This window comes from Lonsdalea britannica, from assembly GCF_002111595.1.
In the GTDB taxonomy this organism is placed as follows: domain Bacteria; phylum Pseudomonadota; class Gammaproteobacteria; order Enterobacterales; family Enterobacteriaceae; genus Lonsdalea; species Lonsdalea britannica.
Genome location: NZ_LUTN01000017.1, coordinates 76,236 through 97,649, shown reverse-complemented (window position 1 = coordinate 97,649; position 21,414 = coordinate 76,236). Strand labels below are relative to the sequence as shown.

The window sequence follows — 21,414 nt, the reverse complement described above, 5'->3', positions numbered from 1 at the left end:
CCCCACCGGCGGCGGGTATATCTCGCCGGACCCGATAGGGGTGTTGGGGGGTGATAATAATTACGGGTATGTGCAGAATCCTCTGGATTGGGTTGATCCGCTGGGGCTTGCTGGTTGTTCATCTAAAGGATTTAATAAAAGAGATAGAATTACCAGTCGCTGGACTAATCGTTTGACAGGGAAAAAACCTGCGGATGTTCATAATTATTTAACGTCGAAAGGCTGGTCGAGAACATATCCTCAGGCTGGCAAGCCAGGCGCTATCCAGCATACTCAATATGTTAAAACAACAAAGTCAGGCACTACTTATAAATTAGACTATCATCCAGGTGGATCTGGCTCTCAGAAGAATATTCATGGGAATGACTACTGGAAAGTTTATCGTGATGCTAATGGTAAAGATGTCGTTTATGGTCGAATAGGTCACGGTGGGTTTGAAAATTATGATCTTATTACAGATTCGCCAGTTTATATCGATGGTGTCTTAATGAATGGTGGGTTATAAATGATCGATATCAATGCCGATATTATTTCCAATAAATCGATTGGAAATATCGCTTTAGGCGATAATGTTGAAAAATATTTCAGTAAAATGTATTTAAATCATTCCATTAGGATTTTCGATTATTTTTTGCCTGATGATGAAAAAAGAATTGCGTATGTTATTGATGAAACAATTACGATAGCTACATTATCTAACGGTTTAATTATATCTGTCGGATGCAATGAGAGATACAGAGGTCATTACATGAACTCTTTGCATACTGGAATGAGAATGTCCGATATAATTAAATTGACTGATAAACAACGTATCTTTAATGGTTGTATTATAATAAATGATGACTTTGGTTTTTCAATTGATCTTCCTGAGCCATATGATGAAATAGCAGATGATATAGATCACATTCCTTTGAATCTTATTCTGAAAGAAATGAGAGTTTCTGATTATTATTCATGGAAACCTAAAAAATAGGTAATAAACCGGAAGCGATCCCAACGATCCTTCCGGCTGTTTTTTTACCTGCTGTTTAATTCAAGGCGTCAGAGATTAATCTCCGTCTCAATCACTATCCTTCCCCGCTCCACCGTCACGGTGATCGGCATCCCCGTCATAAACCCCGACGCTTCCAGCCAGCGGCCTTTAAGGTTAATCGCGGACGGTGGGTCGGGCTTGCCGTTTTGCGGGGCATATCCCACGGTGTAGTAACGCGCTGTTTTGATTGCTTTATTAACGGTGACGCCTGACTTAGAATGTGCCTTAGCCATAGTCAACTCCTTCCAGTCGGTTGTGGTGAGCGGGCTGACGTGTTGCAAGCGCGTCAGTTCCGCGTTAGCTCCGTTACTTTGCCAGTACCTGTAACTGCTTCTTGGTTAAAAAGGCATCCAGCAACTTCTTAATCACTTCCTTATCCTCATCGGGCAACTGCTCGACCTCCTGAAACTGCCGCAGTAACTCGCGGTCTTCAAATCTTCCTTTAGCCGCTTCATCCGTCGCCCCTTCCAGCAGGTAATATTACGACCTGCGCGACCGGGTGGTGCGCGAGTGGCAGAACGGCACGGAAGTGCGCAAAGCCTACGAGGAGCACAGCGTGACGCGCACCCTGCGGTGGTTGGAATAGTAAGAAGAAGGACTGCCCAGCACCTACCTACAGCCTTACCGGCAGCATGCTGCCGCCGGGCGAGAGAGAACGCCGTAGCATTGCACATTATATCTGAGGTCGGTGAGTGCGCCGCTTGCCTTCCCGTAGAAGCAGAAAGGCAAACGAGGATGGAGGAGGACGGCGCAGAGCAAGTCTGCGCCTGAGGTGGGATTTATTGGGCCTGCGGCGTTGGCAAGGCCTCAACCTCAGCAGCTGGCGTAGACTGCAATGACAGCAGGAGCCCTTCGCGACGCTGTGTGGCGGCGTCCTCGTACCTTTTCAGGCGGTCGTAGACGTCGGCGCACCAGGCGTAGTCGTAGGCGTCTGGACGCAGCGCCAACGCAGCCTGGAAAGCTTCGGCGGCCTGTTCCCATTCGCCGTGTTTCATCAGCAGCTGGCCCAGCGTACTGTGCAGCAAAGGAACGTCGGCATGCTGTTTGATCAGCTGGCGCAGAATTTTTTCCAACTGTTCCGGGTTACCGGCGTCCAGCCGCGGCATCAGTAGGATCAGTCTTTCGTCATACTGACGTTTTAAGGCGTCGACGATGATTTGCTGCGCGGTCTGGTGGTCGTCGCATTCAATCAAATGCTCCGCCATCGCAACCTGCAGCGCCTGCTCGTTGCGTACGCGGCGGCTCTGATTCTTCCACCACTGTTTCAACCCTTCGCTGCCGCCTTCCGACATCGCCTGATTCATCAGACCCAGTGTCGCCTGCTGTTGCAGGGCCGCCAGCTCGGCTTCATCGTGCAATTGGGTTTTGCGCATGGCGGGCAGGATATCCAGCAGCGCGCTATAGGCATGGGTGCGCAGGAAGGCTTGCTCGGCCAGTCTCAGCACTTCAGGGTGGCGCGGCGCGACTTCCAGCAGACGATCCGCGCCGTGGCGAGCGGCATGGTCTTCATGACGGGCCAACTGAATACGAACGCGGGTGATATCGACCGGTAGCTGGTCGGTGTCGGCGATTTCAGCGGCGCGTTCGAGATACTGCCGGGTGCGGAATTCATCGCCTCGCTGTTGTGCGGCTTCGGCGGCCAGCAGATAGTTCACTACCGGTTGATCGGCATGATCGGCGTTACGCGTCATGAGCTTCTCGACCTGGCGATAGTCGCCTTCCGCCAACTTAAGCAGTGCGGCTTTGGTCTGTTTGCGAGCACGGCTGCGTTTACGACCGAGGAACCAGCCGCGCGTGCGTGCGCCGGTACGGAAAACGCGTCGCAGTATCCACTCGACCAGCAAAAAGGCCAGCAGGAACAAGACCAGCATGATGACAAGGCCGGTGACGCTGGTTTCCACGTTGTAGTTATCGGTCTGGATCAGCACGTAGCCCTGGTGACCGGCGACCATCGGTCCCGCGACCAGACCGGCGATCAGCACGATAAAAAGCAGAAGAACCTTAAGCATAATCACTCTCCCTGCGGCGCGGCTGACGGTTGCGCCAGCAGGTTACGGACCCGGGTCTGCATCACTTTTTCCAGCAGAGGCTGACTTTGCAGTTCGGTCGGAACATCCATCGAGACCGACTGTTGGCTGAGTGCGTCCAGCTGTTCCAGGAAGGCTTTGGTTGCCGCGTCGTTGTTATCGAAGTAGGCGCGAACCCATACCGCGGCGGTTTCCAGCGACTGTCGATAGGTTTCGTTTTGATGGCGCGGCACCGCCTGAGCGGCGACGAGCAGACGGGCGCGGATATTTTCGCGCAGGTAGATATCCTGGTTTGGCGCCAGCAGCGGTTCGGCGCCGCTGTCGCGACGACGGACGGTGATGAATTCCGACAGGAAATTGTGCCAGCTTTTACTCAGGTTCTGGCGCCATTCGCTTAGCGAGGCGGACAGGGACGTGTCGTTCTCGTCCATCGGCGCTTCGTCCAGATCGCTGTCCGCCATGCGCAGGTTATCCACTTGATCGGCCAACTGATTTACCTTGAGAATGATGCCGTCGAAATCGACCTGATTGACGCTGGCTAACGTGCTGATGTCATGTGTGATAGCGCGACGGAGGTCGATCAGGCTCGGGTCTTTCATCTCCGCCAGGCTGGCGTCGGCGCTTTTAAGCAGCGTACCTGCGGTAGTGACGTCTTTGTCCGCCCACAGTTTGCGGCCGGCCATTTTCACCAGGAAGTCGGCTTCGGACAGCAGCCAGGTTTTGGCGTCATGATTGGAGAGCGCATCCAGCTTTTCCTGCAGATCGCCCACCTGACTGTTCAACGCCGTGAGACGTTGCTCGCTGGCGTTTTGCGTCTGGCTTTGCTGAGCCAGGGATTGCTGCCAGGAGTGTTGGTTTTGCTGCTGTTGCTGTTTGAACCCGTCAAGTTGTTCCTGTAATTGCGCGACGATCGCCGACTGTTTCGACGTCTGCTGATGCGCGTAATAGTAAACGCTGCCGCTCAAGCCGAGTGCGATAACGATGGCTGCGGCACCCAGGAGCACTCCGTAACGCTGAGGTGCTGACGGTGTCGGTTCGGGTTGTGTAGTGGACGATTCTGCCCGTTCAACAACTTCTTCGTTCGAGGTTGTGGGGGTCATGCGTTCCGTCATAATGAGACATCCTATGATCAGGTTTGTTGTAGTGCGCGCAGCAGCGCATCGTTATCTGCATTATCGGCGACCGCAATGTCGCGCCAGCCAAAATCATGGGCCAGGGTAGCTAGTCGTTCGCTGACCACCACCATTCGGCGGCTCAGTAGCCACGAAGCCCGATAATAATCAGGAACTAAAGTATAGATCTGTTGCAGCATTTCTCCGCTGGTGACGATCAGCGTATTCACGCCGAGCGTTTGCCAGCGCAGCGTTTGCTCAGCACCGTCATAGTGGACCGGCGTCCGCTGGTAGCATTCGCAGTAGCTGACGCGCGCGCCGCGTTGGCGGAGCGTCTCGGCCAGCAATTCCCGGCCGCCGTTCCCGCGCAGCAGCAGGGCCTGCTTTCCTGTCACCTGTTGAAGCGATGGCTGTTGCAGCAGCGTTTCGCTGGTGCCGTGGCTTTCAGGATAGATGACCGGTCGACGGGTGACGGTATGCAGCGCCAACCCGGTGGTGCGGCCGACGGCATAGTAATGCAATGTTGTCGGCCAGCTTAGACCCACCTGCGATAAGGCTGGCTGAGCAAATTTTACGGCCTGGTGAGAAAGTGCGAAGACCAAATCACCCGGCTGTAATGTATTCAGCATAGCGGGTAACTGGGGCAGTTCGCGACCCATTGTAAATTCAACCAATGGACAGTGGTAGGCCGTGAGTCCGGCCTGACAGAGACGGGAAACCAGTTGCTCGCCCGCAGGAGAGGGGCGGGTAACTAAAATCGTCATGACGACGAGGCACCGTAAACAGACTGCAGAATCTCTCCGGCACCGCAGGACAGCAGCTCTTCGGCCAGCGCAATGCCGATGCTTTCGGCCTCTGCGCGGGGGCCGCGACGTTCGCGCAGGATGATACGGCTGCCGTCCGGCGCGCCGACCAGCGCGCGCAGCCACAGGGTATCGCCCTTCAGCTCCGCATAGCTGCCGATCGGCACCTGACATCCGCCTTCAAGGCGCGTGTTCATGGCGCGTTCCGCCAGCACCCGCGTGGCGGTGTCGGCATGATTCAGCCGGGCCAGCAGGCTTTGCGTTCGAACGTCGTCCAGTCGGCATTCGATACCGACCGCGCCCTGACCGACCGCGGGCAGCGAAACTTCCGGGCTCAACGCACAGCGTACGCGGTCTTGCATACCCAAGCGGTTAAGTCCGGCAACGGCGAGAATAATCGCGTCATATTCGCCGTTATCCAGTTTTGACAGGCGTGTGCCGACGTTGCCGCGCAGGTCGCGCACTACCAGATCGGGGCGGTTGGCGCGCAGCTGGCACTGACGGCGCAGGCTGGACGTACCGACGCATGCGCCTTCAGGTAATGCGTCCAGATCGGCGTAACGGTTGGAGACGAACGCATCTCGGGGATCGTCGCGCTCGCAGATGGTGACCAGTCCAAGTCCCGGCGGAAAGTCTACCGGCACGTCCTTCATGGAATGTACGGCGATGTCGGCGCGATGTTCCAGCAGGGCTAGCTCTAACTCTTTGACGAAAAGGCCTTTTCCACCGACTTTGGCAAGCGGAGTATCCAGCAGAACGTCTCCCCGTGTTACCATCGGTACCAGCTCCACCTGTAAATCCGGATGACAGGACTGCAACTGTTGTTGTACATAATGAGCCTGCCATAAGGCGAGCGGGCTTTGTCGGGTGGCAATTCGGAGAGTATTCTCTAACATGCTGGATACCGTTGTTATCGTTTCGTTGCATCGTATCATTGATGCTGCGCCAGTGTCAGTTGCCGGGCTGTGGCTAAACCTCAGTTGGTAACGATTGCAATGATAGCAGCCATAAATCATAAATGCTGGCGGAGTCTGAGTGAGCGACAGCAGGACCGATCCCGCAGTGTAGACCGAAAATTCTGACTTTTTTTACTTTCTTTACGCCTTTTCAGCAAGGTGTTAAATTGATCACGTTTCCAGCAATAAACTGTCCGCCATTCCTCTAAATCGCTACTCAGGACAGGTTGGTTTGGAAAAACGGCTTTTTTTTAGTCACTGGGATAATCAGGCGAAACGTCTTGTACCTCTACATCGAGACACTGAAGCAGAGACTGGACGCGATTAACCAACTGCGAGTTGATCGCGCTCTGGCAGCAATGAGACCCGCTTTCCAGCAGGTTTACAGTCTTTTGCCAGTTTTACTACATCACCACCATCCCCAGATGCCGGGCTACCTTGAAGGTAAGGTCCCACACGGCATATGCCTCTACACGCCTGATGAAAACCAACAACGCTATTTCGATGACGCCCAGCTGATTGGCGGGATGGCGGAGCCGTTGTGCAAGCAGGGCGAATTCCCCATCAATGGCATTTATTCGATGGGCAGCACTTCTTCGATTGGTCAAAGCTGCACGTCCGATCTGGACGTATGGGTTTGTCATCAATCCTGGCTTGATACCGAAGAGCGTCAGCGCTTACAGCAGAAATGCACGCTGCTGGAACAGTGGGCGGCGGGTCTGGGGGTGGATGTCAGCTTCTTCGTTATGGACGAAAACCGCTTCCGTCACAACGAGAGCGGCAGTCTGGGCGGCGAGGACTGCGGGTCGACCCAGCACATTCTGTTGTTGGATGAGTTTTACCGCACCGCCGTACGCATGGCGGGCAAGCGCATCCTGTGGAACATGGTGCCGGTAGAAGAAGAGCCGAATTACGACGAATACGTCATCAACCTCTATTCGCAGGGCGCGCTGGCGCCGAATGAGTGGCTCGATCTGGGCGGACTCAGCACCTTATCGGCAGAAGAGTATTTTGGCGCCAGCCTCTGGCAGCTCTACAAAAGCATCGACTCCCCCTACAAAGCGGTGCTGAAAACGCTGCTGCTGGAAGCTTACTCCTGGGAGTATCCCGATACCTGTCTGCTGTCGGCCGAAATCAAAACGCGTTTGCATAAAGGCGAAATCGTGTCGTTCGGTCTCGACCCGTACTGCATGATGTTGGAGCGCGTCACCCACTATCTCACCGCCATCGACGATATGCCGCGTCTGGACCTGGCGCGCCGCTGCTTCTATCTCAAAGTCTGCGAAAAATTGTCGACCGGCGTCGGCAAGACCGCCTGGCGCGAGCAGATCCTCACACAGCTGGTTCAGCAGTGGGGCTGGGACGACCAACGTTTGCAGATGCTGGACGACCGCGCCAACTGGAAAATTGAGCAGGTGCGCGAAGCGCATAATGAACTGCTGGATGCGATGATGCAGAGCTATCGCAATCTGATTCGCTTTGCCCGACGTAACAACCTGAGCGTCAGCGCCAGCCCGCAGGATATCGGCGTGCTGACGCGCAAGCTGTACGCCGCCTTCGAGGCGCTGCCGGGCAAGGTGACCTTGGTGAATCCGCAGATCTCCCCTGATTTGTCCGAGCCGGACCTGACGTTCATCTACGTGCCCGCCGGGCGCGCTAATCGCAGCGGCTGGTATCTGTATAATCAGGCGCCGTCGATGGATGCGATCATCAGCCACCAACCGCTGGAATATAACCGCTACCTGAACAAGCTGGTGGCCTGGGCCTATTTCAACGGTCTGCTGACGTCCGCCACGCAGCTGCATATCAAAGGCGGAGATCGATGCGACTTAGCCAAGCTCAAGGAGCTGGTCTCCGACGTGGCGAGCCACTTCCCGCTGCGTGTCGCGCCGCCGACACCCAAAGCGCTCTACAGTCCGTGCGAAATTCGTCATCTGGCGATTATCGTCAATCTCGAACACGATCCGACGGCGGCCTTCCGTAATCAGGTCGTGCATTTCGATTTCCGCCAACTGGACGTCTTCAGCTTCGGTCAGCAGCAGCAGTGCCTGGTCGGCAGCATCGACCTGCTGTATCGCAACTCCTGGAATGAGATCAGAACCCTGCACTTCAGCGGCGAACAGGCGGTGTTGGAAGCGCTGAAAACTATTCTGGGCAAAATGCATCAGGACGCCGCGCTGCCGGAGTCGCTGGATGTTTTCTGCTACAGCCAGCATCTGCGCGGGCTGATCCGCACGCGCGTGCAGCAACTGGTGTCGGAGTGCATTGAACTGCGCCTGTCCAGCACGCGGCACGAGCCGGGCCGCTTTAAAGCGGTGAAGGTGGCGGGGCAAACCTGGGGACTGTTCTTCGAACGGCTCAGCGTATCGGTGCAGAAACAGGAGAACGCGGTAGAGTTCTACGGCGCGATCTCCAACAACAAGCTACAGGGTTTGCCTATTCAGGTGGAAACCGCCGCGCATGTTCATTTGCCGCCGGTCATCGATGGCGTCGCCAGCGAAGGCATCATTCAGTTCTTCTTTGAAAATCGGACGGATGACGAGGGTTTCAATATCTATATTCTGGATGAGACCAACCGCGTGGAAGTGTTCCACCACTGCGAAGGCAGCAAAGAGGAACTGGTACGTGACGTCAGCCGCTTCTACTCTTCCTCGCACGACCGCTTCACCTACGGCGCCAGCTCGATCAACTTCAACCTGCCGCAGTTTTACCAGATCGTCCAGGTCGATGGTCGCACGAAGGTGATCCCGTTCCGCAAGAGCGACCTCTCGCCGATGTGCATGACCTCGCTGCAAGACGATCCCGCGCGGCTGAACCCGCGACAGCTGCAAACGCTGTAGTCTGCGCTACGGCGGAAGTCGGCTTGTGCGTTAACGCTCATCTCCCGGCGCGTCGCCCTATAACGATACGTGAACGCTCTCTCACTTGCTCTCGGCCTGAGCGCTCGCTTTTAGCGAAGAGTCCTCGTACATCGGTCTGATTAATCGAACTCCCCGTCGTTGATTTTCGATTCCTGTTGATTTTCATGATCCAGCTGCGATTATAGAGAGCATGAGTCTCTGAACGACAGGTTTAACGTTATGAAAACGCTATTTCGCCAAGCTGCGCTGGCACTGGTTGCACTCGGGGTTGTCGGTTGTGGTCTGAAAGGGCCGTTGTACTTCCCGCCGGAGCACAAAAGCACGACGCCGAGCGAATCTCAGACACAGAAAAATACGACACCGCAACCATCGACTAACCGGCCATAACGGCGGACGATCAAACGGGATTTCCCATATTTTAACAGGTCACGATAGCGTATTTACCGCGTCCGGTTGAGCCAGCGGAGTCAGGATAATGCAGTTCTCCAAAATGCACGGTTTAGGCAATGACTTTATGGTTGTCGATGCCGTTACGCAAAATGTCTATTTTTCACCCGAACTCATCCGCCGGCTGGCGGATCGCCACTGCGGCGTAGGCTTCGACCAGTTGCTGGTTGTCGAACCGCCGTACGATCCTGAGCTGGATTTTCATTACCGTATTTTTAACGCCGACGGCAGCGAGGTTGCGCAGTGCGGCAACGGCGCTCGCTGCTTCGCGCGTTTCGTACGTCTGAAAGGGCTGACGAATAAACGTCATATTAATGTGAGCACCCATAGCGGGCGTATGGTGCTGTCGGTCACCGAAGACGAACTGGTGCGGGTCAACATGGGCGAGCCCAACTTTGAACCGCAGCAGATTCCGTTTCGCGCCGCCAAAGCAGAGAAAACCTACATCATGCGTGTGGCGGACCACACCGTGCTGTGCGGCGCGGTCTCAATGGGCAACCCGCACTGCGTTGTGCAGGTCGATGACGTTGATACGGCGCCGGTCGAAACGCTGGGTCCATTGCTCGAAAGTCATGAACGTTTCCCTGAACGCGCTAACATTGGTTTTATGCAGGTCGTTAATCGCGATTCCGTCCGGCTGCGCGTTTTTGAGCGCGGCGCGGGTGAAACGCAGGCCTGCGGCAGCGGCGCCTGTGGGGCCGTCGCGGTTGGGATTCAGCAAGGGCTGCTGTCGGCGGAAGTCAAAGTGCAACTGCCGGGCGGCGAGCTGGATATTCATTGGGCGGGGCCGGGAAACCCGTTGTTCATGACCGGTCCGGCCACGCATGTCTATGATGGATTCATTCATTTATGAAACGCGTCGAGGAGCAGCAGGAACAGGCAGATCGCGAGGTTGAACTCACGGACGACATGGTGCTGCAGTTCCTGCACCAAAACCCCGATTTTTTCATCCGTAATTCCCGCCACGTCGAACAAATGCGCATTCCGCACCCGGTGCGAGAAAGTGTGTCTCTGGTCGAGTGGCAGCTATCGCGTCAGCGTACCCAAATCCAGCATCTGGAAGAGGACATTACGCTCCTGATGGAGCAGGCCGCGCAGAACGAGGCGCTGTTCAATCAGCTGTTGCAGTTGCAGCTGGCCTTATCGGCGGCCGACTCTTTGCAGGATCTGCTGGACCGGTTGCAGCGCTGGGCGCGCAAGCTCGGGCTGTCCGGCGCCACGGTGCGATTGTTCAGCGACAAATGGCGCATCGGCGCGCCGTCTGATTTCACGCATCTCGCGCTAAATCGCACGTTGTTCGAACCCTTGCGCATTCAGCGCTTGGGGAAACGGAATCACTATCTCGGCTCGCTGAACGGACCTGAACTTTTGCTGCTATTGCCTCAGGCGCGGCAGGTGGGGTCGGTCGCGCTGTCGTTGATGGGCGAAAAAGGCGATCTGGGTCTGCTGATTTTCAGCAGCCGCGATAGCCATCATTATCAGGAAGGGATGGGGACCGTACTTTTGCAGCATCTGGCGACGATTTTGCCGATGGTTCTGCAACGCTGGATCGAACGGCTATGAACGTCCCCGACTCGCCCTTGCTGACGCAGGCCGACGCCTTTTTACGTTACCTGCGCGTCGAGCGACAGCTCAGCCCGCTGACGCAAAGCAGCTATGCGCACCAACTTCAGGCTGTGATCACTATTTTATCCGCCTCCGGCATCAGCGACTGGCGTCAGCTGGATGCCGCCGGAGTGCGTGCGGTGGTCGCGCGCAGCAAACGCGACGGACTACAGTCCTCCAGTCTGGCGCTGCGCCTTTCCGCACTGCGCAGTTTTCTGGACTGGATGGTGAGCCGCGGTGAGTTGAACGCCAACCCTGCCAAAGGGATAGCCACGCCGCGTGCCGGACGCCATCTGCCGAAGAATATGGATGTGGACGAGGTCAACCGTCTGCTGGACATCGACGAGAGCGATCCGTTGGCGGTCCGCGATCGGACGATGCTGGAAGTGATGTATGGCGCGGGTCTGCGTCTGGCCGAGCTGGTCGGTCTGGATCTGGGGCATATCGATCTGGACAGCGGCGAAGTCTGGGTGATGGGGAAAGGCAGCAAAGAGCGTCGTTTGCCGCTGGGCGGAACGGCGGTGACTTGGCTGAACGCTGGCTGGCGCTGCGGGAGATCTACGCGCCGGATGACGACGCGGTGTTCGTCTCCAGTCTCGGTAAACGTATCTCCATGCGCAACGTGCAGAAGCGCTTTGCCGAGTGGGGCGTGAAGCAAGGCGTGAACAGCCACATCAATCCCCATAAGCTGCGCCACTCCTTTGCGACGCATTTGCTCGAGTCGAGCGGCGACCTGCGTGCGGTTCAGGAACTGTTGGGACACGCCAACCTCACCACGACTCAAATTTATACGCATCTGGATTTCCAGCATTTGGCCTCGGTCTATGATGCGGCGCATCCTCGCGCGAAACGAGGCAAATCCTGATGCACGTCTACCGTCCGCTGGGCCCTATCGCGGCCATCACTTTCGATCTGGACGACACGTTATACGATAACGCCGAGGTGGTGCGGCGCAGCTCGCGCGAAGCGCTGCAATTTCTACGCGCTCTCCATCCGGGATTGAGTTCGTTGACCGAAGCGGAGTTCGGTGCGATGCGTGACGAATTGCGTACGCAGGAACCGGAGATCTATCACGACATGACCGAATGGCGTCGCCGTACGGTGGTGCTGGCGCTGCGGCGTCAGGGAGTGAGTGAGGCGGAAGCGGACGACGGCGCGGCGAAAGCGATGACGCACTTTGCCTACTGGCGCAGCCGTATCAGCGTGTCACAGGAAACTCACGACACGCTTGGGGCGCTGGCTCAGCGCTGGCCGCTGGCGGCGATCACCAACGGTAACGCCGATCCTCATGCCTGCGGTCTGGGCGAATACTTCCAGTTTGTCCTCCGCGCCGGTCCGGACGGCCGCGCCAAGCCGTGGCACGATATGTTTCATGAGGCCGCGGAGCGTCTCAATTTACCGTTGCATCACCTGCTGCATGTGGGGGATGATCTCATCACCGACGTGGCCGGCGCCGTACGCTGCGGGATGCAATCCTGCTGGATCGGGGTGCAGGGAGCCAACCTGATGCAGCTTCGCGACGCTCGGCTGCTGCCGCATATTGCAATTGCAAGGTTGGCATCGCTGACGGCATTGCTATAATTCACGCCTTCCACTGTATGCATAAACAGAGGTGAACTGTCGCCATGTGGTGACGGGATGCCCTTTTCACGGATAACCGACGCCTATGGACGTATCTGATCTGCTCGACAGCCTGAACGATAAACAACGCGACGCCGTCGCGGCTCCCCGCAGCAACATGTTGGTGCTGGCCGGGGCTGGCAGCGGCAAGACGCGGGTGCTGGTGCATCGTATCGCCTGGCTGATGTCGGTGGAGAACTGCTCCCCGTACTCCATCATGGCGGTGACGTTCACCAATAAAGCCGCCGCAGAGATGCGCCATCGAATCGAACAGTTGATCGGCACCAGTCAGGGCGGCATGTGGATCGGCACTTTTCACGGTCTGGCGCATCGGCTGCTGCGCGCGCATCATCTTGATGCCGGACTGCCGCAGGACTTTCAGATTTTGGACAGCGAAGACCAGCTCCGTCTGCTCAAACGGCTGGTCAAAGCGCTCAATCTGGACGAGAAGCAGTGGCCGCCGCGGCAGGCGATGTGGTACATCAACGGCAAAAAAGACGAGGGCCTGCGTCCTCAGCATATCGAAAGCTACGGCAATCCGGTGGAGCAAACCTGGCTCCGCGTGTATCAGGCCTATCAGGAAGCCTGCGATCGCGCCGGACTGGTGGATTTCGCCGAACTGCTGCTGCGTGCCCATGAATTGTGGCTGAACAAGCCGCACATTCTGCAGCACTACCGGGATCGCTTTAACAACATTCTGGTCGACGAATTCCAGGACACTAACCGCATTCAGTACGCCTGGGTGCGTATGCTGGCAGGCGACAGCGCCCGGGTCATGATTGTGGGTGACGATGACCAGTCTATCTACGGCTGGCGCGGGGCGCAGGTCGAAAATATTCAGCACTTCCTGAACGATTTCCCGCAGGCTTCCACCATCCGTCTGGAGCAGAACTACCGTTCCAGCGCCAATATCCTCAACGCGGCCAATGCCCTGATCGCCCATAACGGCGATCGTCTGGGGAAAAATTTGTGGACCGACGGCGTCGAAGGCGACCCGATTTCCCTGTACTGCGCGTTCAACGAACTGGACGAGGCGCGGTTTGTCGTCAGCCGCATCAAGGCGTGGCAGGAAATGGGCGGCAGCCTGAACGAGTGCGCCATTCTTTACCGCAGCAACGCCCAATCCCGTGTGCTGGAAGAGGCGCTGCTACAGCAAAGTCTGCCTTATCGCATTTATGGCGGAATGCGCTTCTTCGAACGACAGGAAATCAAAGACGCGCTGGCCTACCTGCGGCTGATCGCCAACCGTAACGACGATGCGGCGTATGAACGCGTGGTGAATACCCCGACGCGCGGCATCGGAGACCGGACGCTGGAAGTGGTGCGTCAGGCCGCGCGCGACCGTCAGCTGACTCTGTGGCAGGCCACGCGTGCGTTGTTGCAGGAGAAGGCGCTGGCCGGACGCGCCGCCGGTGCGCTACAGCGCTTCCTCGAACTGGTGGACGCGTTGGCCAACGATACCGCCGAGCAGCCGCTGCACGTACAAACTGACCGCGTGATCAAAGACTCCGGCCTGTGGAGCATGTATGAACAGGAAAAAGGCGAGAAGGGCCAGACCCGCATCGAGAACCTGGAGGAACTGGTCACCGCGACGCGCCAGTACAGCTATCAGGAAGAAGATCAGGATCTGATGCCGCTGCAGGCGTTTCTGTCTCATGCGGCGCTGGAAGCCGGAGAAGGGCAGGCGGATGCCTATCAGGATGCGGTCCAGCTGATGACGCTGCATTCCGCTAAAGGGCTGGAGTTCCCTCAGGTCTTCATCGTTGGGATGGAGGAAGGCATGTTCCCAAGCCAGATGTCTCTCGAAGAGGGCGGGCGACTGGAGGAAGAGCGCCGACTGGCGTATGTCGGGGTGACCCGTGCGATGCGTAAACTGACGATGACCTACGCGGAAACTCGCCGTTTGTACGGCAAAGAGGTTTACCACCGCCCGTCGCGTTTCATTGGCGAACTGCCGCAGGAGTGCGTGGAGGAAGTCCGACTGCGCGCCAGCGTGTCGCGGCCCGTTAATCAGCAGCGGCTAGGAACGCCGATTTCCGAGAGCGACAGCGGCTACAAGCTGGGGCAGCGCGTGCGTCATGCCAAGTTCGGCGAAGGGACCATTGTCAATCTTGAAGGCGGCGGCGACCATTGCCGCGTTCAGGTGGCCTTCCCCGGTCAGGGGATAAAATGGCTGGTGGCGGCTTACGCAAAGCTGGATATCGTATAAACTGATTACTGAACAGATTGTTGCATTAATGGCCTGCGTGCGTGTTGACAGCCTTTTTCATCTCAGCGTAACATGCGCGCATCATTATTCCCGGAGGACCCACGCCTTGGACACACCCAGTCGATACTGGCTCACACACCTATTTCGTAGGTACAACTTCTAAGGCTATCCTCCGTTGCTGATAGCCTTAGTGGTTGTCAGCGATCTCTTCACACATCGCATCGAGTCAGCACCGTCAAACGGTCTGGAATCGGATGGTGATTTTTCACCCTCTTTCCTGTGTTTCAAGCGCGTATTGTCCCTGCCAGAACACCTTTAGGGAGCATGACCTATGCTGAGCGCATTCAAGCTGGAAAACAGCCGTTTAACTCGTCTGGAAATGGAAGAAAGCCAGGATCTCACCTCGTCGGTATGGGTAGATTTGGTCGAACCGGACGTTATCGAGCGGGACCAGGTACAAACCCAATTGGGCCAAAGCCTGGCGACTCGACCTGAACTGGAAGATATTGAAGCCTCCGCGCGTTTCTTCGAGGATGAAGACGGTCTGCATATTCACTCCTTCTTCTTTTATGAAGATGCGGAAGATCATGCGGGCAACGCGACCGTGGCGTTCACCATTCGCGACGGACGTTTGTACACTCTGCGCGAACGCGAGCTGCCGGCGTTTCGCCTGTACCGCATGCGCGCTCGCGGACAAACGCTGATTGACGGCAACGCTTATGAGCTGCTGCTCGACCTGTTCGAAACCAAAATCGAGCAGTTAGCGGATGAAATCGAAAATATCTATAGCGATCTGGAAGCGCTGAGTCGCGTCATCATGGATGGCCATCAGGGCGATGAGTACGACGACGCGCTGTCGACGCTGGCGGAGCTGGAAGATATCGGCTGGAAGGTGCGTTTGTGTCTGATGGATACCCAGCGCGCGCTGAACTTCCTGGTGCGTAAAGCGCGGTTGCCGAGCGGTCAGTTGGAGCAGGCACGGGAAATTCTGCGAGATATCGAATCGCTGCTGCCGCATAACGAATCGCTGTTCCAGAAGGTGAACTTTTTGATGCAGGCGGCGATGGGCTTTATCAATATCGAACAGAACCGCATCATCAAGATCTTCTCGGTGGTGTCCGTGGTATTCCTGCCGCCGACGCTGGTGGCTTCCAGCTACGGCATGAACTTTGAATTCATGCCGGAACTGAGACTGGCCTTTGGTTATCCAGCGGCGCTGGTACTCATGGTGTTGGCCGGTCTGGCGCCTTACCTGTACTTTAAACGCCGCAACTGGCTGTAACTGTCGAATAATAGAAAGAACAGGCCTCGTCGCTCGCGACGGGGCCTTTTTTTACGCCAGACGTTTGTGCATTTGCTTTTGCTGCGTGTGCAGCGCGTCGCCGATGAAAATCGCCAGCGCTAACCAGATGAAGGCAAAGGTGACCAACTGATCCTGGGTGAACGTCTCGTCATAAACCACGACGGCCAGCAAAAACACCAGCGTTGGTCCGATGTACTGGAAGAACCCCAGCGTAGAGAGACGCAGGCGCACGGCGGCGGCGGTGAAAAACAGCAGCGGGACGGTGGTGACGACACCGGCGGCAAGCAGCAGCAGATCCAGCGACAGCGAATTCTGAGTCAAATGACTGGTCGGCGTGTCGGCGAAGCAAAACAGATACACCAGCGCCACGGGCAGCAGCCACAGGGTTTCGACCAGCATGCCGGTTTGCGCATCGACCCCGATCTTTTTACGTAACAGGCCATAAATGGAAAAGCTAAACGCCAGCCACAGGGCGAGAAACGGAAGGGAGCCGAATTTCCACAGCTGCACCAGCACACCGCATACCGCTAACGCAACGGCGAGCCACTGCATGGGACGGAACCTTTCCCCGAGAAACAGCAGCCCGAGCAGCACACTGACCAGCGGATTGATGAAATAACCCAGGCTGGCTTCCAGCATATGGTGGTGGTTGACGGCCCAGATATAGATTAACCAGTTGCTGCCGATGAAGAGGGCGCTCACGGCCAGCATCAGCAACCGTTTCGGCTGTCGCAGAAGCGTGATGGCCTGCTTCCATTGGTGACTGACGCTGAGCAGGACCAGGATAAAAAAGAACGACCAAATCACGCGGTGAGAAACAATTTCAGTAGCGGGAACCTGTTCGATGAGTTTGAAGTAAGCCGGGGCGATACCCCAGATGATGTAAGCGCCAAGAGCGAACAGGACTCCCTGGCGGGTTTGCTGCGTTTCCATTGTAATAGCTCAGTATGAACGGAGGTAAACGACTATTTTACTTAAAATACCGCCCGCCAACACCCGTATATTGCCGTAATTACGGCACGAGAGTGGTTTACCCGGTCGGCATGACGGCGTCATCTGGCTGGACAAAGAGAATGCCGATCCCGCGCGATCCATCGTGAATACGGGCGGCGAATGGGAAATGAAAGCCGCCGCCATACAGAAAATACCGATTCATAGCAGCCTATAACGTAACCGCTTAGTTTCTGTGTACAATGCGAGCGTCAAATCAAAAAATAACCTTATTAGACAGCTGGAGAAATACGGGCATGCGTAAAATTTGGGGTGGTGTGCTGGCGTTGCTGCTAACGGCGCAGGTCCAGGCGCAAGAAGCCACAGTGCAGGAAATTCATGATAAACCGGCGGTTCGTGGCAGCATCATCGCCAGCCTGCTGCAAAAACATGACAGTCCCTTTATTCTTTATCCTTACGAAAATAACTACCTGCTTTACACCTATACCAGCAACATCAACCGGGAAGCGATTCAGAGCTATAACTGGGGAAATAACGCTCGCAAAGACGAGGTGAATTTCCAGATCAGTTTAGGCTTCCCGCTATGGCGCGGTATTTTGGGCGACAACTCACTGCTTGGCGCATCTTATACCCAAGGCTCCTGGTGGCAGCTTTCTAATAAAAGCGAATCGTCTCCGTTCCGTGAAACTAACTATGAGCCGCAGATCTTCCTGGGGTGGGCGACGGACTACAGCCTGGCGGGCTGGACCTTACGTGACGTGGAAGTCGGCTTTAACCATCAGTCGAATGGTCGCTCCGATCCCACCTCACGCAGCTGGAACCGTGCCTATGCGCGCCTGATGGCGCAGAACGGCAACTGGCAGGTGGAGCTGAAACCCTGGCTACGTTTCTCCGACAGCAAAGATGACAACCCGGATATCACCCGCTACATGGGGCATTATCGCGTACGCGTCGGCTACCTGTGGGGCGACAGTATTTTCAGCGCGGAAGGGCGTTACAACTGGAACAGCGGTTACGGCGGCGGTGAAGTGAGCTGGAGTTATCCGCTGACGGAGCACGTTCGCTTCTACACGAAAGTCTTCAGCGGCTACGGCGAATCGCTGATCGACTACAACCACCGTCAGACGCGTGTCGGCGTCGGCGTGACCCTGAACGATATGTTCTGAGGCCGCTTTCAGTCAGCATTGTCGAGAGCAGTGAATAAAAGCCTGCACACAAACGTTGCAGTTTTATCAAACGGCGCTGAAAATAGCGCCTGTTTGTTTTTATAAAAGCGGTGAAGGCGTGTCTACGGCAGAAGTATTGAATAAAGAAGCGCTGGCGACGCAGGTATTGCGCGAAACTTTCGGGTATCAGCAGTTCCGGCCCGGCCAGCAAGCGATTATCAACGCTGCCCTCAACGGGCAGGACTGCCTGGCGATCATGCCCACGGGTGGCGGTAAATCCCTGTGTTATCAAATCCCCGCTCTCGTCATGGAAGGGCTGACGCTGGTGGTGTCTCCGCTGATTTCCCTGATGAAGGATCAGGTGGATCAGCTGCAGGCCTACGGTGTTTCCGCCGCCTGTCTGAACTCCACGCAAACGCGCGAGCAGCAGCATCAGGTCATGACCGGCTGCCGCAACGGCGATATCAAACTCCTCTATATCGCCCCTGAACGTCTGACGTCTGACAGTTTTCTCGAACACCTGTCTTACTGGCCGCTGGCGATGATTGCCGTCGACGAAGCGCACTGTATTTCCCAATGGGGACACGATTTCCGGCCGGAGTACCGGGCGTTGGGGCAGGTGAAGCAGCGTTTCCCCGGCCTGCCGGTCGTGGCGCTGACCGCCACGGCGGACGACACCACGCGTCAGGACATCGTACGCCTGCTGGATTTGCACGATCCCCTCATCCACATCAGCAGCTTCGACCGTCCCAACATTCGCTATACGCTGGTGGAAAAATTCAAGCCGCTCGATCAGCTGTGGATGTTCGTACAAGGCCAACGCGGGAAATGCGGCATCGTTTACTGCAACAGCCGTGCGAAGGTCGAAGATTTGTGCACGCGCTTGCAGAATCGGGGCCTGAGCGTGGGGGCCTATCATGCGGGGCTGGAGAACGAACGTCGGGCTCAGGTGCAGGAAGCGTTTCTGCGTGACGACTTGCAGGTCGTCGTTGCCACAGTGGCGTTTGGGATGGGGATCAACAAACCTAACGTCCGCTTCGTGGTGCATTTCGATATTCCTCGCAACATCGAATCGTATTATCAGGAAACCGGCCGCGCAGGACGTGATGGCCTGCCGGCGGAAGCGGCGCTGTTTTACGATCCGGCCGACATGGCCTGGCTGCGCCGTTGTCTGGAAGAGAAACCGGCGGGTCCGCAGCTGGATATCGAGCGTCACAAGCTCAACGCCATGGGCGCGTTTGCGGAAGCGCAGACCTGTCGACGACTGGTGCTGCTCAACTACTTTGGCGAAGGGCGCCAGCAGTCGTGCGGCAACTGCGACGTCTGTCTGGACCCGCCTAAAAGCTATGACGGACTGGTCGATGCGCAGAAAGCATTATCCTGCGTCTATCGCGTAGGTCAGCGATTCGGTATTGGCTATATCGCGGAAGTGCTGCGCGGGGCCAATAACCAGCGTATCCGGGAGTTTGGTCACGACAAGCTGCCGGTCTACGGTCTTGGCAAAGATAAAACGCAGGAACAGTGGGTGAGCGTCCTGCGCCAGCTCATTCATCTGGGGCTGCTGATGCAGAACGTGGTTCAGCATTCCGCGCTGCAACTGACCGAAGCGGCCAGACCGGTGTTGCGCGGCGATGTCCCGCTGCAACTGGCCGTTCCGCGCTTGATTAACCTCAAACCGCGCGTCAGCCAGAAATCATATGGCGGCAACTACGACCGCAAACTGTTCGCCAAACTGCGCAAGCTGCGTAAATCCATCGCCGATGAAAACAACATTCCGCCGTACGTGGTTTTCAGTGACGCGACGCTGTTGGAGATGGCGGAAATTCTGCCGGTCACGGCCAGCGAACTGCTGAACGTCAATGGCGTGGGTCAACGTAAACTGGAGCGTTTCGGCGTGCCGTTCATGACGCTCATCCGCGAGCATCTGGAAAACGACGACTAACTTGTATGCGCCCGCGTGGTATAGGGGCGACACAACGATAACAACGGGAGTTTCACCATGTTGATGCTGTTCCTGACTGTGGCGCTGGTGCATTTCATCGCCCTGATGAGTCCGGGGCCGGACTTTTTCTTCGTTTCGCAGATTGCGGCCAGCCGTTCGCGCCGTGAAGCGATGATGGGCGTATTAGGCATCACGCTGGGCGTGGTGGTCTGGGCGGCGATCGCCTTGATGGGGCTGCATTTGTTGCTGATGAAAATGGCGTGGCTGCACCGCATCATTACCGTGGGCGGGGGTCTTTACCTGTGCTGGATGGGATGGCAGATGTTGCGTTCCGCGCGTCAGAAAGCGCAACAATCGGAGGTCGCTGAGGTCAGCGTGGATTTACCTCAGCGCGGCAAGTTCTTCATTCGTGGTTTAGTCACCAACCTGTCCAATCCCAAAGCGCTGATTTACTTCGGCAGCGTTTTCTCTCTGTTCGTCGGCGATAGCGTGGGCGCGGGTGCGCGCTGGGGACTGTTTGCTTTAATTTCGGTAGAAACGCTGGCGTGGTTCACGCTGGTGGCCATGGTGTTTGCGCTGCCGGTCATGCGTCGCGGCTATCAGCGTTTGGCGAAATGGGTGGATGGCGTCGCGGGCGTGCTCTTCGCGGGATTCGGTATTCATCTCATCGTATCGCGTTAAACGCGGAGGTCATGGCGAGTGGGTCGCCATGACCTTGGCTCGACGCCGAGGCTAGGCCCGACGGGCGGACGCCAGCAGCGCACCCACCATAATAAACAGCGAACCGAAGACCCGATTCAGACGTTTCACCTGCCGGGGTCCCTTCAGCCATTTGGCGACGCGCGTCGCCAGCGTGGCGTAGCCAATCATCACGACGACATCCACGGCGATAGTGGTGACGCCCAGCACCAAATATTGCATGGCCTGAGGCTGATGCGGGATCACAAATTGCGGAAACAACGCAGCCAGAAAAACGATGCTTTTCGGGTTGGTCAAATTGACCAGCACGGCCCGTTTAAAGAGTCTGCGCCGCGGCATCGTGTTTGCCAGCGTATTCAAATCCAGACCGCCCGCGCTGCGCCACTGCTGAATGCCGAGCCAAATCAGATAAGCCGCCCCGACCCATTTCAGCACTTCAAACGCCAGCACGGACTGGGACAACAGCGCGCCGAGGCCGATGCCCACCAGCACGATGTGGCAAATCAATCCGACCTGCAGACCGGCAATCGAGGCGAACGCGCCGCGATAGCCGTGACTGATGCCGGTGCTCATGGTGTTGATGGCGCCGGAACCCGGCGAAAGACTCAGAATCAATGTGGTCACGAGATAGGTAAACCACCACTCGATGGTCATGCGTCAATGCTCCCTGAATGTCGCTT

Annotated in this window: 21 protein-coding genes and 1 pseudogene; 14 read left to right on the top strand and 8 right to left on the bottom strand. The window is 56.7% G+C overall.

Going from position 1 to position 21,414, the window contains the following annotated elements:
- Positions 1–505 (top strand): RHS repeat-associated core domain-containing protein (locus tag AU509_RS18770; RefSeq protein ID WP_254901590.1); only part of this gene is annotated, 505 nt, incomplete at its 5' end.
- Entirely contained in the window at positions 506–973 is a 468-nt protein-coding gene (locus tag AU509_RS14165; RefSeq protein WP_094118647.1) for a hypothetical protein, read from the top strand. It abuts the gene before it with no gap.
- A 68-nt stretch (positions 974–1,041) separates the two neighbouring features.
- Here the strand turns inward: AU509_RS14165 and AU509_RS14160 are convergent, their stop codons facing one another.
- The 5 genes from AU509_RS14160 to hemC all read right to left on the bottom strand — a co-directional run bounded on the left by AU509_RS14160 (position 1,042) and on the right by hemC (position 5,871).
- The gene (locus AU509_RS14160; RefSeq protein WP_094118646.1) at positions 1,042–1,266 is read right to left on the bottom strand and encodes a SymE family type I addiction module toxin; all 225 of its coding nucleotides are present in this window, start codon (positions 1,264–1,266) and stop codon (positions 1,042–1,044) included.
- A gap of 546 nt (positions 1,267–1,812) precedes the next feature.
- A complete protein-coding gene (gene hemY / locus AU509_RS14150) occupies positions 1,813–3,042 on the bottom strand; it encodes a protoheme IX biogenesis protein HemY (RefSeq protein ID WP_094118645.1) in 1,230 nt (409 codons plus the stop codon).
- Between the two features lie 2 nt (positions 3,043–3,044).
- On the bottom strand, positions 3,045–4,172 hold the full coding sequence (gene hemX, locus AU509_RS14145) for a uroporphyrinogen-III C-methyltransferase (protein ID WP_094118644.1): 1,128 nt from the start codon (positions 4,170–4,172) through the stop codon (positions 3,045–3,047).
- 17 nt (positions 4,173–4,189) lie between these two features.
- The gene (gene hemD, locus AU509_RS14140; protein WP_094118643.1) at positions 4,190–4,936 is read right to left on the bottom strand and encodes a uroporphyrinogen-III synthase; all 747 of its coding nucleotides are present in this window, start codon (positions 4,934–4,936) and stop codon (positions 4,190–4,192) included.
- On the bottom strand, positions 4,933–5,871 hold the full coding sequence (hemC, locus tag AU509_RS14135) for a hydroxymethylbilane synthase (protein ID WP_094118642.1): 939 nt from the start codon (positions 5,869–5,871) through the stop codon (positions 4,933–4,935). Before hemC ends, hemD begins: the two co-directional genes overlap by 4 nt.
- A gap of 341 nt (positions 5,872–6,212) precedes the next feature.
- On the opposite strand from hemC, the gene AU509_RS14130 reads away from it, so the two are divergent.
- The 9 genes and pseudogenes from AU509_RS14130 (at position 6,213) to corA (ending at position 15,955) form a co-directional block, all read left to right on the top strand.
- On the top strand, positions 6,213–8,771 hold the full coding sequence (locus AU509_RS14130; RefSeq protein WP_094118641.1) for a class I adenylate cyclase: 2,559 nt from the start codon (positions 6,213–6,215) through the stop codon (positions 8,769–8,771).
- 240 nt (positions 8,772–9,011) lie between these two features.
- Entirely contained in the window at positions 9,012–9,179 is a 168-nt protein-coding gene (gene lptM, locus AU509_RS14125; protein ID WP_085653650.1) for an LPS translocon maturation chaperone LptM, read from the top strand.
- Between the two features lie 88 nt (positions 9,180–9,267).
- A complete protein-coding gene (gene dapF / locus AU509_RS14120; RefSeq protein WP_094118640.1) occupies positions 9,268–10,092 on the top strand; it encodes a diaminopimelate epimerase in 825 nt (274 codons plus the stop codon).
- Entirely contained in the window at positions 10,089–10,802 is a 714-nt protein-coding gene (locus AU509_RS14115; protein ID WP_085653652.1) for a DUF484 domain-containing protein, read from the top strand. Before dapF ends, AU509_RS14115 begins: the two co-directional genes overlap by 4 nt.
- Positions 10,799–11,709: pseudogene (gene xerC / locus AU509_RS14110) on the top strand (tyrosine recombinase XerC). Before AU509_RS14115 ends, xerC begins: the two are co-directional and overlap by 4 nt.
- On the top strand, positions 11,709–12,425 hold the full coding sequence (gene yigB, locus AU509_RS14105; RefSeq protein WP_094118639.1) for a 5-amino-6-(5-phospho-D-ribitylamino)uracil phosphatase YigB: 717 nt from the start codon (positions 11,709–11,711) through the stop codon (positions 12,423–12,425). The pseudogene xerC and the gene yigB overlap by 1 nt, the downstream one beginning before the upstream one ends.
- An 85-nt stretch (positions 12,426–12,510) precedes the next feature.
- Entirely contained in the window at positions 12,511–14,673 is a 2,163-nt protein-coding gene (gene uvrD, locus AU509_RS14100) for a DNA helicase II (RefSeq protein ID WP_094118638.1), read from the top strand.
- A gap of 28 nt (positions 14,674–14,701) precedes the next feature.
- On the top strand, positions 14,702–14,836 hold the full coding sequence (gene ysgD / locus AU509_RS19125; protein WP_409359768.1) for a YsgD/CorL family protein: 135 nt from the start codon (positions 14,702–14,704) through the stop codon (positions 14,834–14,836).
- Positions 14,837–15,004: 168 nt separating this feature from the next.
- A complete protein-coding gene (gene corA / locus AU509_RS14095; protein WP_094118637.1) occupies positions 15,005–15,955 on the top strand; it encodes a magnesium/cobalt transporter CorA in 951 nt (316 codons plus the stop codon).
- 51 nt (positions 15,956–16,006) lie between these two features.
- Here the strand turns inward: corA and rarD are convergent, their stop codons facing one another.
- Together rarD and AU509_RS18765 are read right to left on the bottom strand one after the other, a co-directional pair.
- Positions 16,007–16,909, bottom strand: a complete 903-nt coding sequence (rarD, locus tag AU509_RS14090; RefSeq protein ID WP_085652839.1) for an EamA family transporter RarD — start codon at positions 16,907–16,909, stop codon at positions 16,007–16,009.
- Positions 16,910–17,006: 97 nt separating this feature from the next.
- Complete coding sequence (locus AU509_RS18765; RefSeq protein ID WP_254901589.1) at positions 17,007–17,132, bottom strand: hypothetical protein; 126 nt, start codon at positions 17,130–17,132, stop codon at positions 17,007–17,009.
- Positions 17,133–17,223: 91 nt separating this feature from the next.
- Between AU509_RS18765 and pldA the strand changes: the two genes are divergently transcribed.
- The 3 genes from pldA (at position 17,224) to rhtC (ending at position 20,716) form a co-directional block, all read left to right on the top strand.
- Entirely contained in the window at positions 17,224–18,093 is an 870-nt protein-coding gene (pldA, locus tag AU509_RS14085; RefSeq protein ID WP_085652840.1) for a phospholipase A, read from the top strand.
- A 118-nt stretch (positions 18,094–18,211) separates the two neighbouring features.
- Positions 18,212–20,035: an ATP-dependent DNA helicase RecQ gene (gene recQ, locus AU509_RS14080; RefSeq protein ID WP_085652864.1), complete on the top strand. Its 1,824-nt coding sequence runs from the start codon at positions 18,212–18,214 to the stop codon at positions 20,033–20,035.
- Positions 20,036–20,092: 57 nt separating this feature from the next.
- Positions 20,093–20,716, top strand: coding sequence for a threonine export protein RhtC (rhtC, locus tag AU509_RS14075; protein WP_094118636.1), 624 nt, complete (start codon positions 20,093–20,095; stop codon positions 20,714–20,716).
- 51 nt (positions 20,717–20,767) lie between these two features.
- On the opposite strand, the gene rhtB is transcribed toward rhtC, so the two are convergent.
- The gene (gene rhtB, locus AU509_RS14070) at positions 20,768–21,388 is read right to left on the bottom strand and encodes a homoserine/homoserine lactone efflux protein (RefSeq protein ID WP_085652842.1); all 621 of its coding nucleotides are present in this window, start codon (positions 21,386–21,388) and stop codon (positions 20,768–20,770) included.
- Between the last annotated feature and the right edge of the window lie 26 nt (positions 21,389–21,414).

Coding starts and splice junctions, on each gene's coding strand:
- AU509_RS14165 (WP_094118647.1), top strand. CDS start 506: ATGATCGATATCAATGCCGATATTATTTCCAATAAATCGATTGGAAAT.
- AU509_RS14160 (WP_094118646.1), bottom strand. CDS start 1,266: ATGGCTAAGGCACATTCTAAGTCAGGCGTCACCGTTAATAAAGCAATC.
- hemY (WP_094118645.1), bottom strand. CDS start 3,042: ATGCTTAAGGTTCTTCTGCTTTTTATCGTGCTGATCGCCGGTCTGGTC.
- hemX (WP_094118644.1), bottom strand. CDS start 4,172: ATGACGGAACGCATGACCCCCACAACCTCGAACGAAGAAGTTGTTGAA.
- hemD (WP_094118643.1), bottom strand. CDS start 4,936: ATGACGATTTTAGTTACCCGCCCCTCTCCTGCGGGCGAGCAACTGGTT.
- hemC (WP_094118642.1), bottom strand. CDS start 5,871: ATGTTAGAGAATACTCTCCGAATTGCCACCCGACAAAGCCCGCTCGCC.
- lptM (WP_085653650.1), top strand. CDS start 9,012: ATGAAAACGCTATTTCGCCAAGCTGCGCTGGCACTGGTTGCACTCGGG.
- dapF (WP_094118640.1), top strand. CDS start 9,268: ATGCAGTTCTCCAAAATGCACGGTTTAGGCAATGACTTTATGGTTGTC.
- AU509_RS14115 (WP_085653652.1), top strand. CDS start 10,089: ATGAAACGCGTCGAGGAGCAGCAGGAACAGGCAGATCGCGAGGTTGAA.
- yigB (WP_094118639.1), top strand. CDS start 11,709: ATGCACGTCTACCGTCCGCTGGGCCCTATCGCGGCCATCACTTTCGAT.
- uvrD (WP_094118638.1), top strand. CDS start 12,511: ATGGACGTATCTGATCTGCTCGACAGCCTGAACGATAAACAACGCGAC.
- ysgD (WP_409359768.1), top strand. CDS start 14,702: ATGGCCTGCGTGCGTGTTGACAGCCTTTTTCATCTCAGCGTAACATGC.
- corA (WP_094118637.1), top strand. CDS start 15,005: ATGCTGAGCGCATTCAAGCTGGAAAACAGCCGTTTAACTCGTCTGGAA.
- rarD (WP_085652839.1), bottom strand. CDS start 16,909: ATGGAAACGCAGCAAACCCGCCAGGGAGTCCTGTTCGCTCTTGGCGCT.
- AU509_RS18765 (WP_254901589.1), bottom strand. CDS start 17,132: ATGAATCGGTATTTTCTGTATGGCGGCGGCTTTCATTTCCCATTCGCC.
- pldA (WP_085652840.1), top strand. CDS start 17,224: ATGCGTAAAATTTGGGGTGGTGTGCTGGCGTTGCTGCTAACGGCGCAG.
- rhtC (WP_094118636.1), top strand. CDS start 20,093: ATGTTGATGCTGTTCCTGACTGTGGCGCTGGTGCATTTCATCGCCCTG.
- rhtB (WP_085652842.1), bottom strand. CDS start 21,388: ATGACCATCGAGTGGTGGTTTACCTATCTCGTGACCACATTGATTCTG.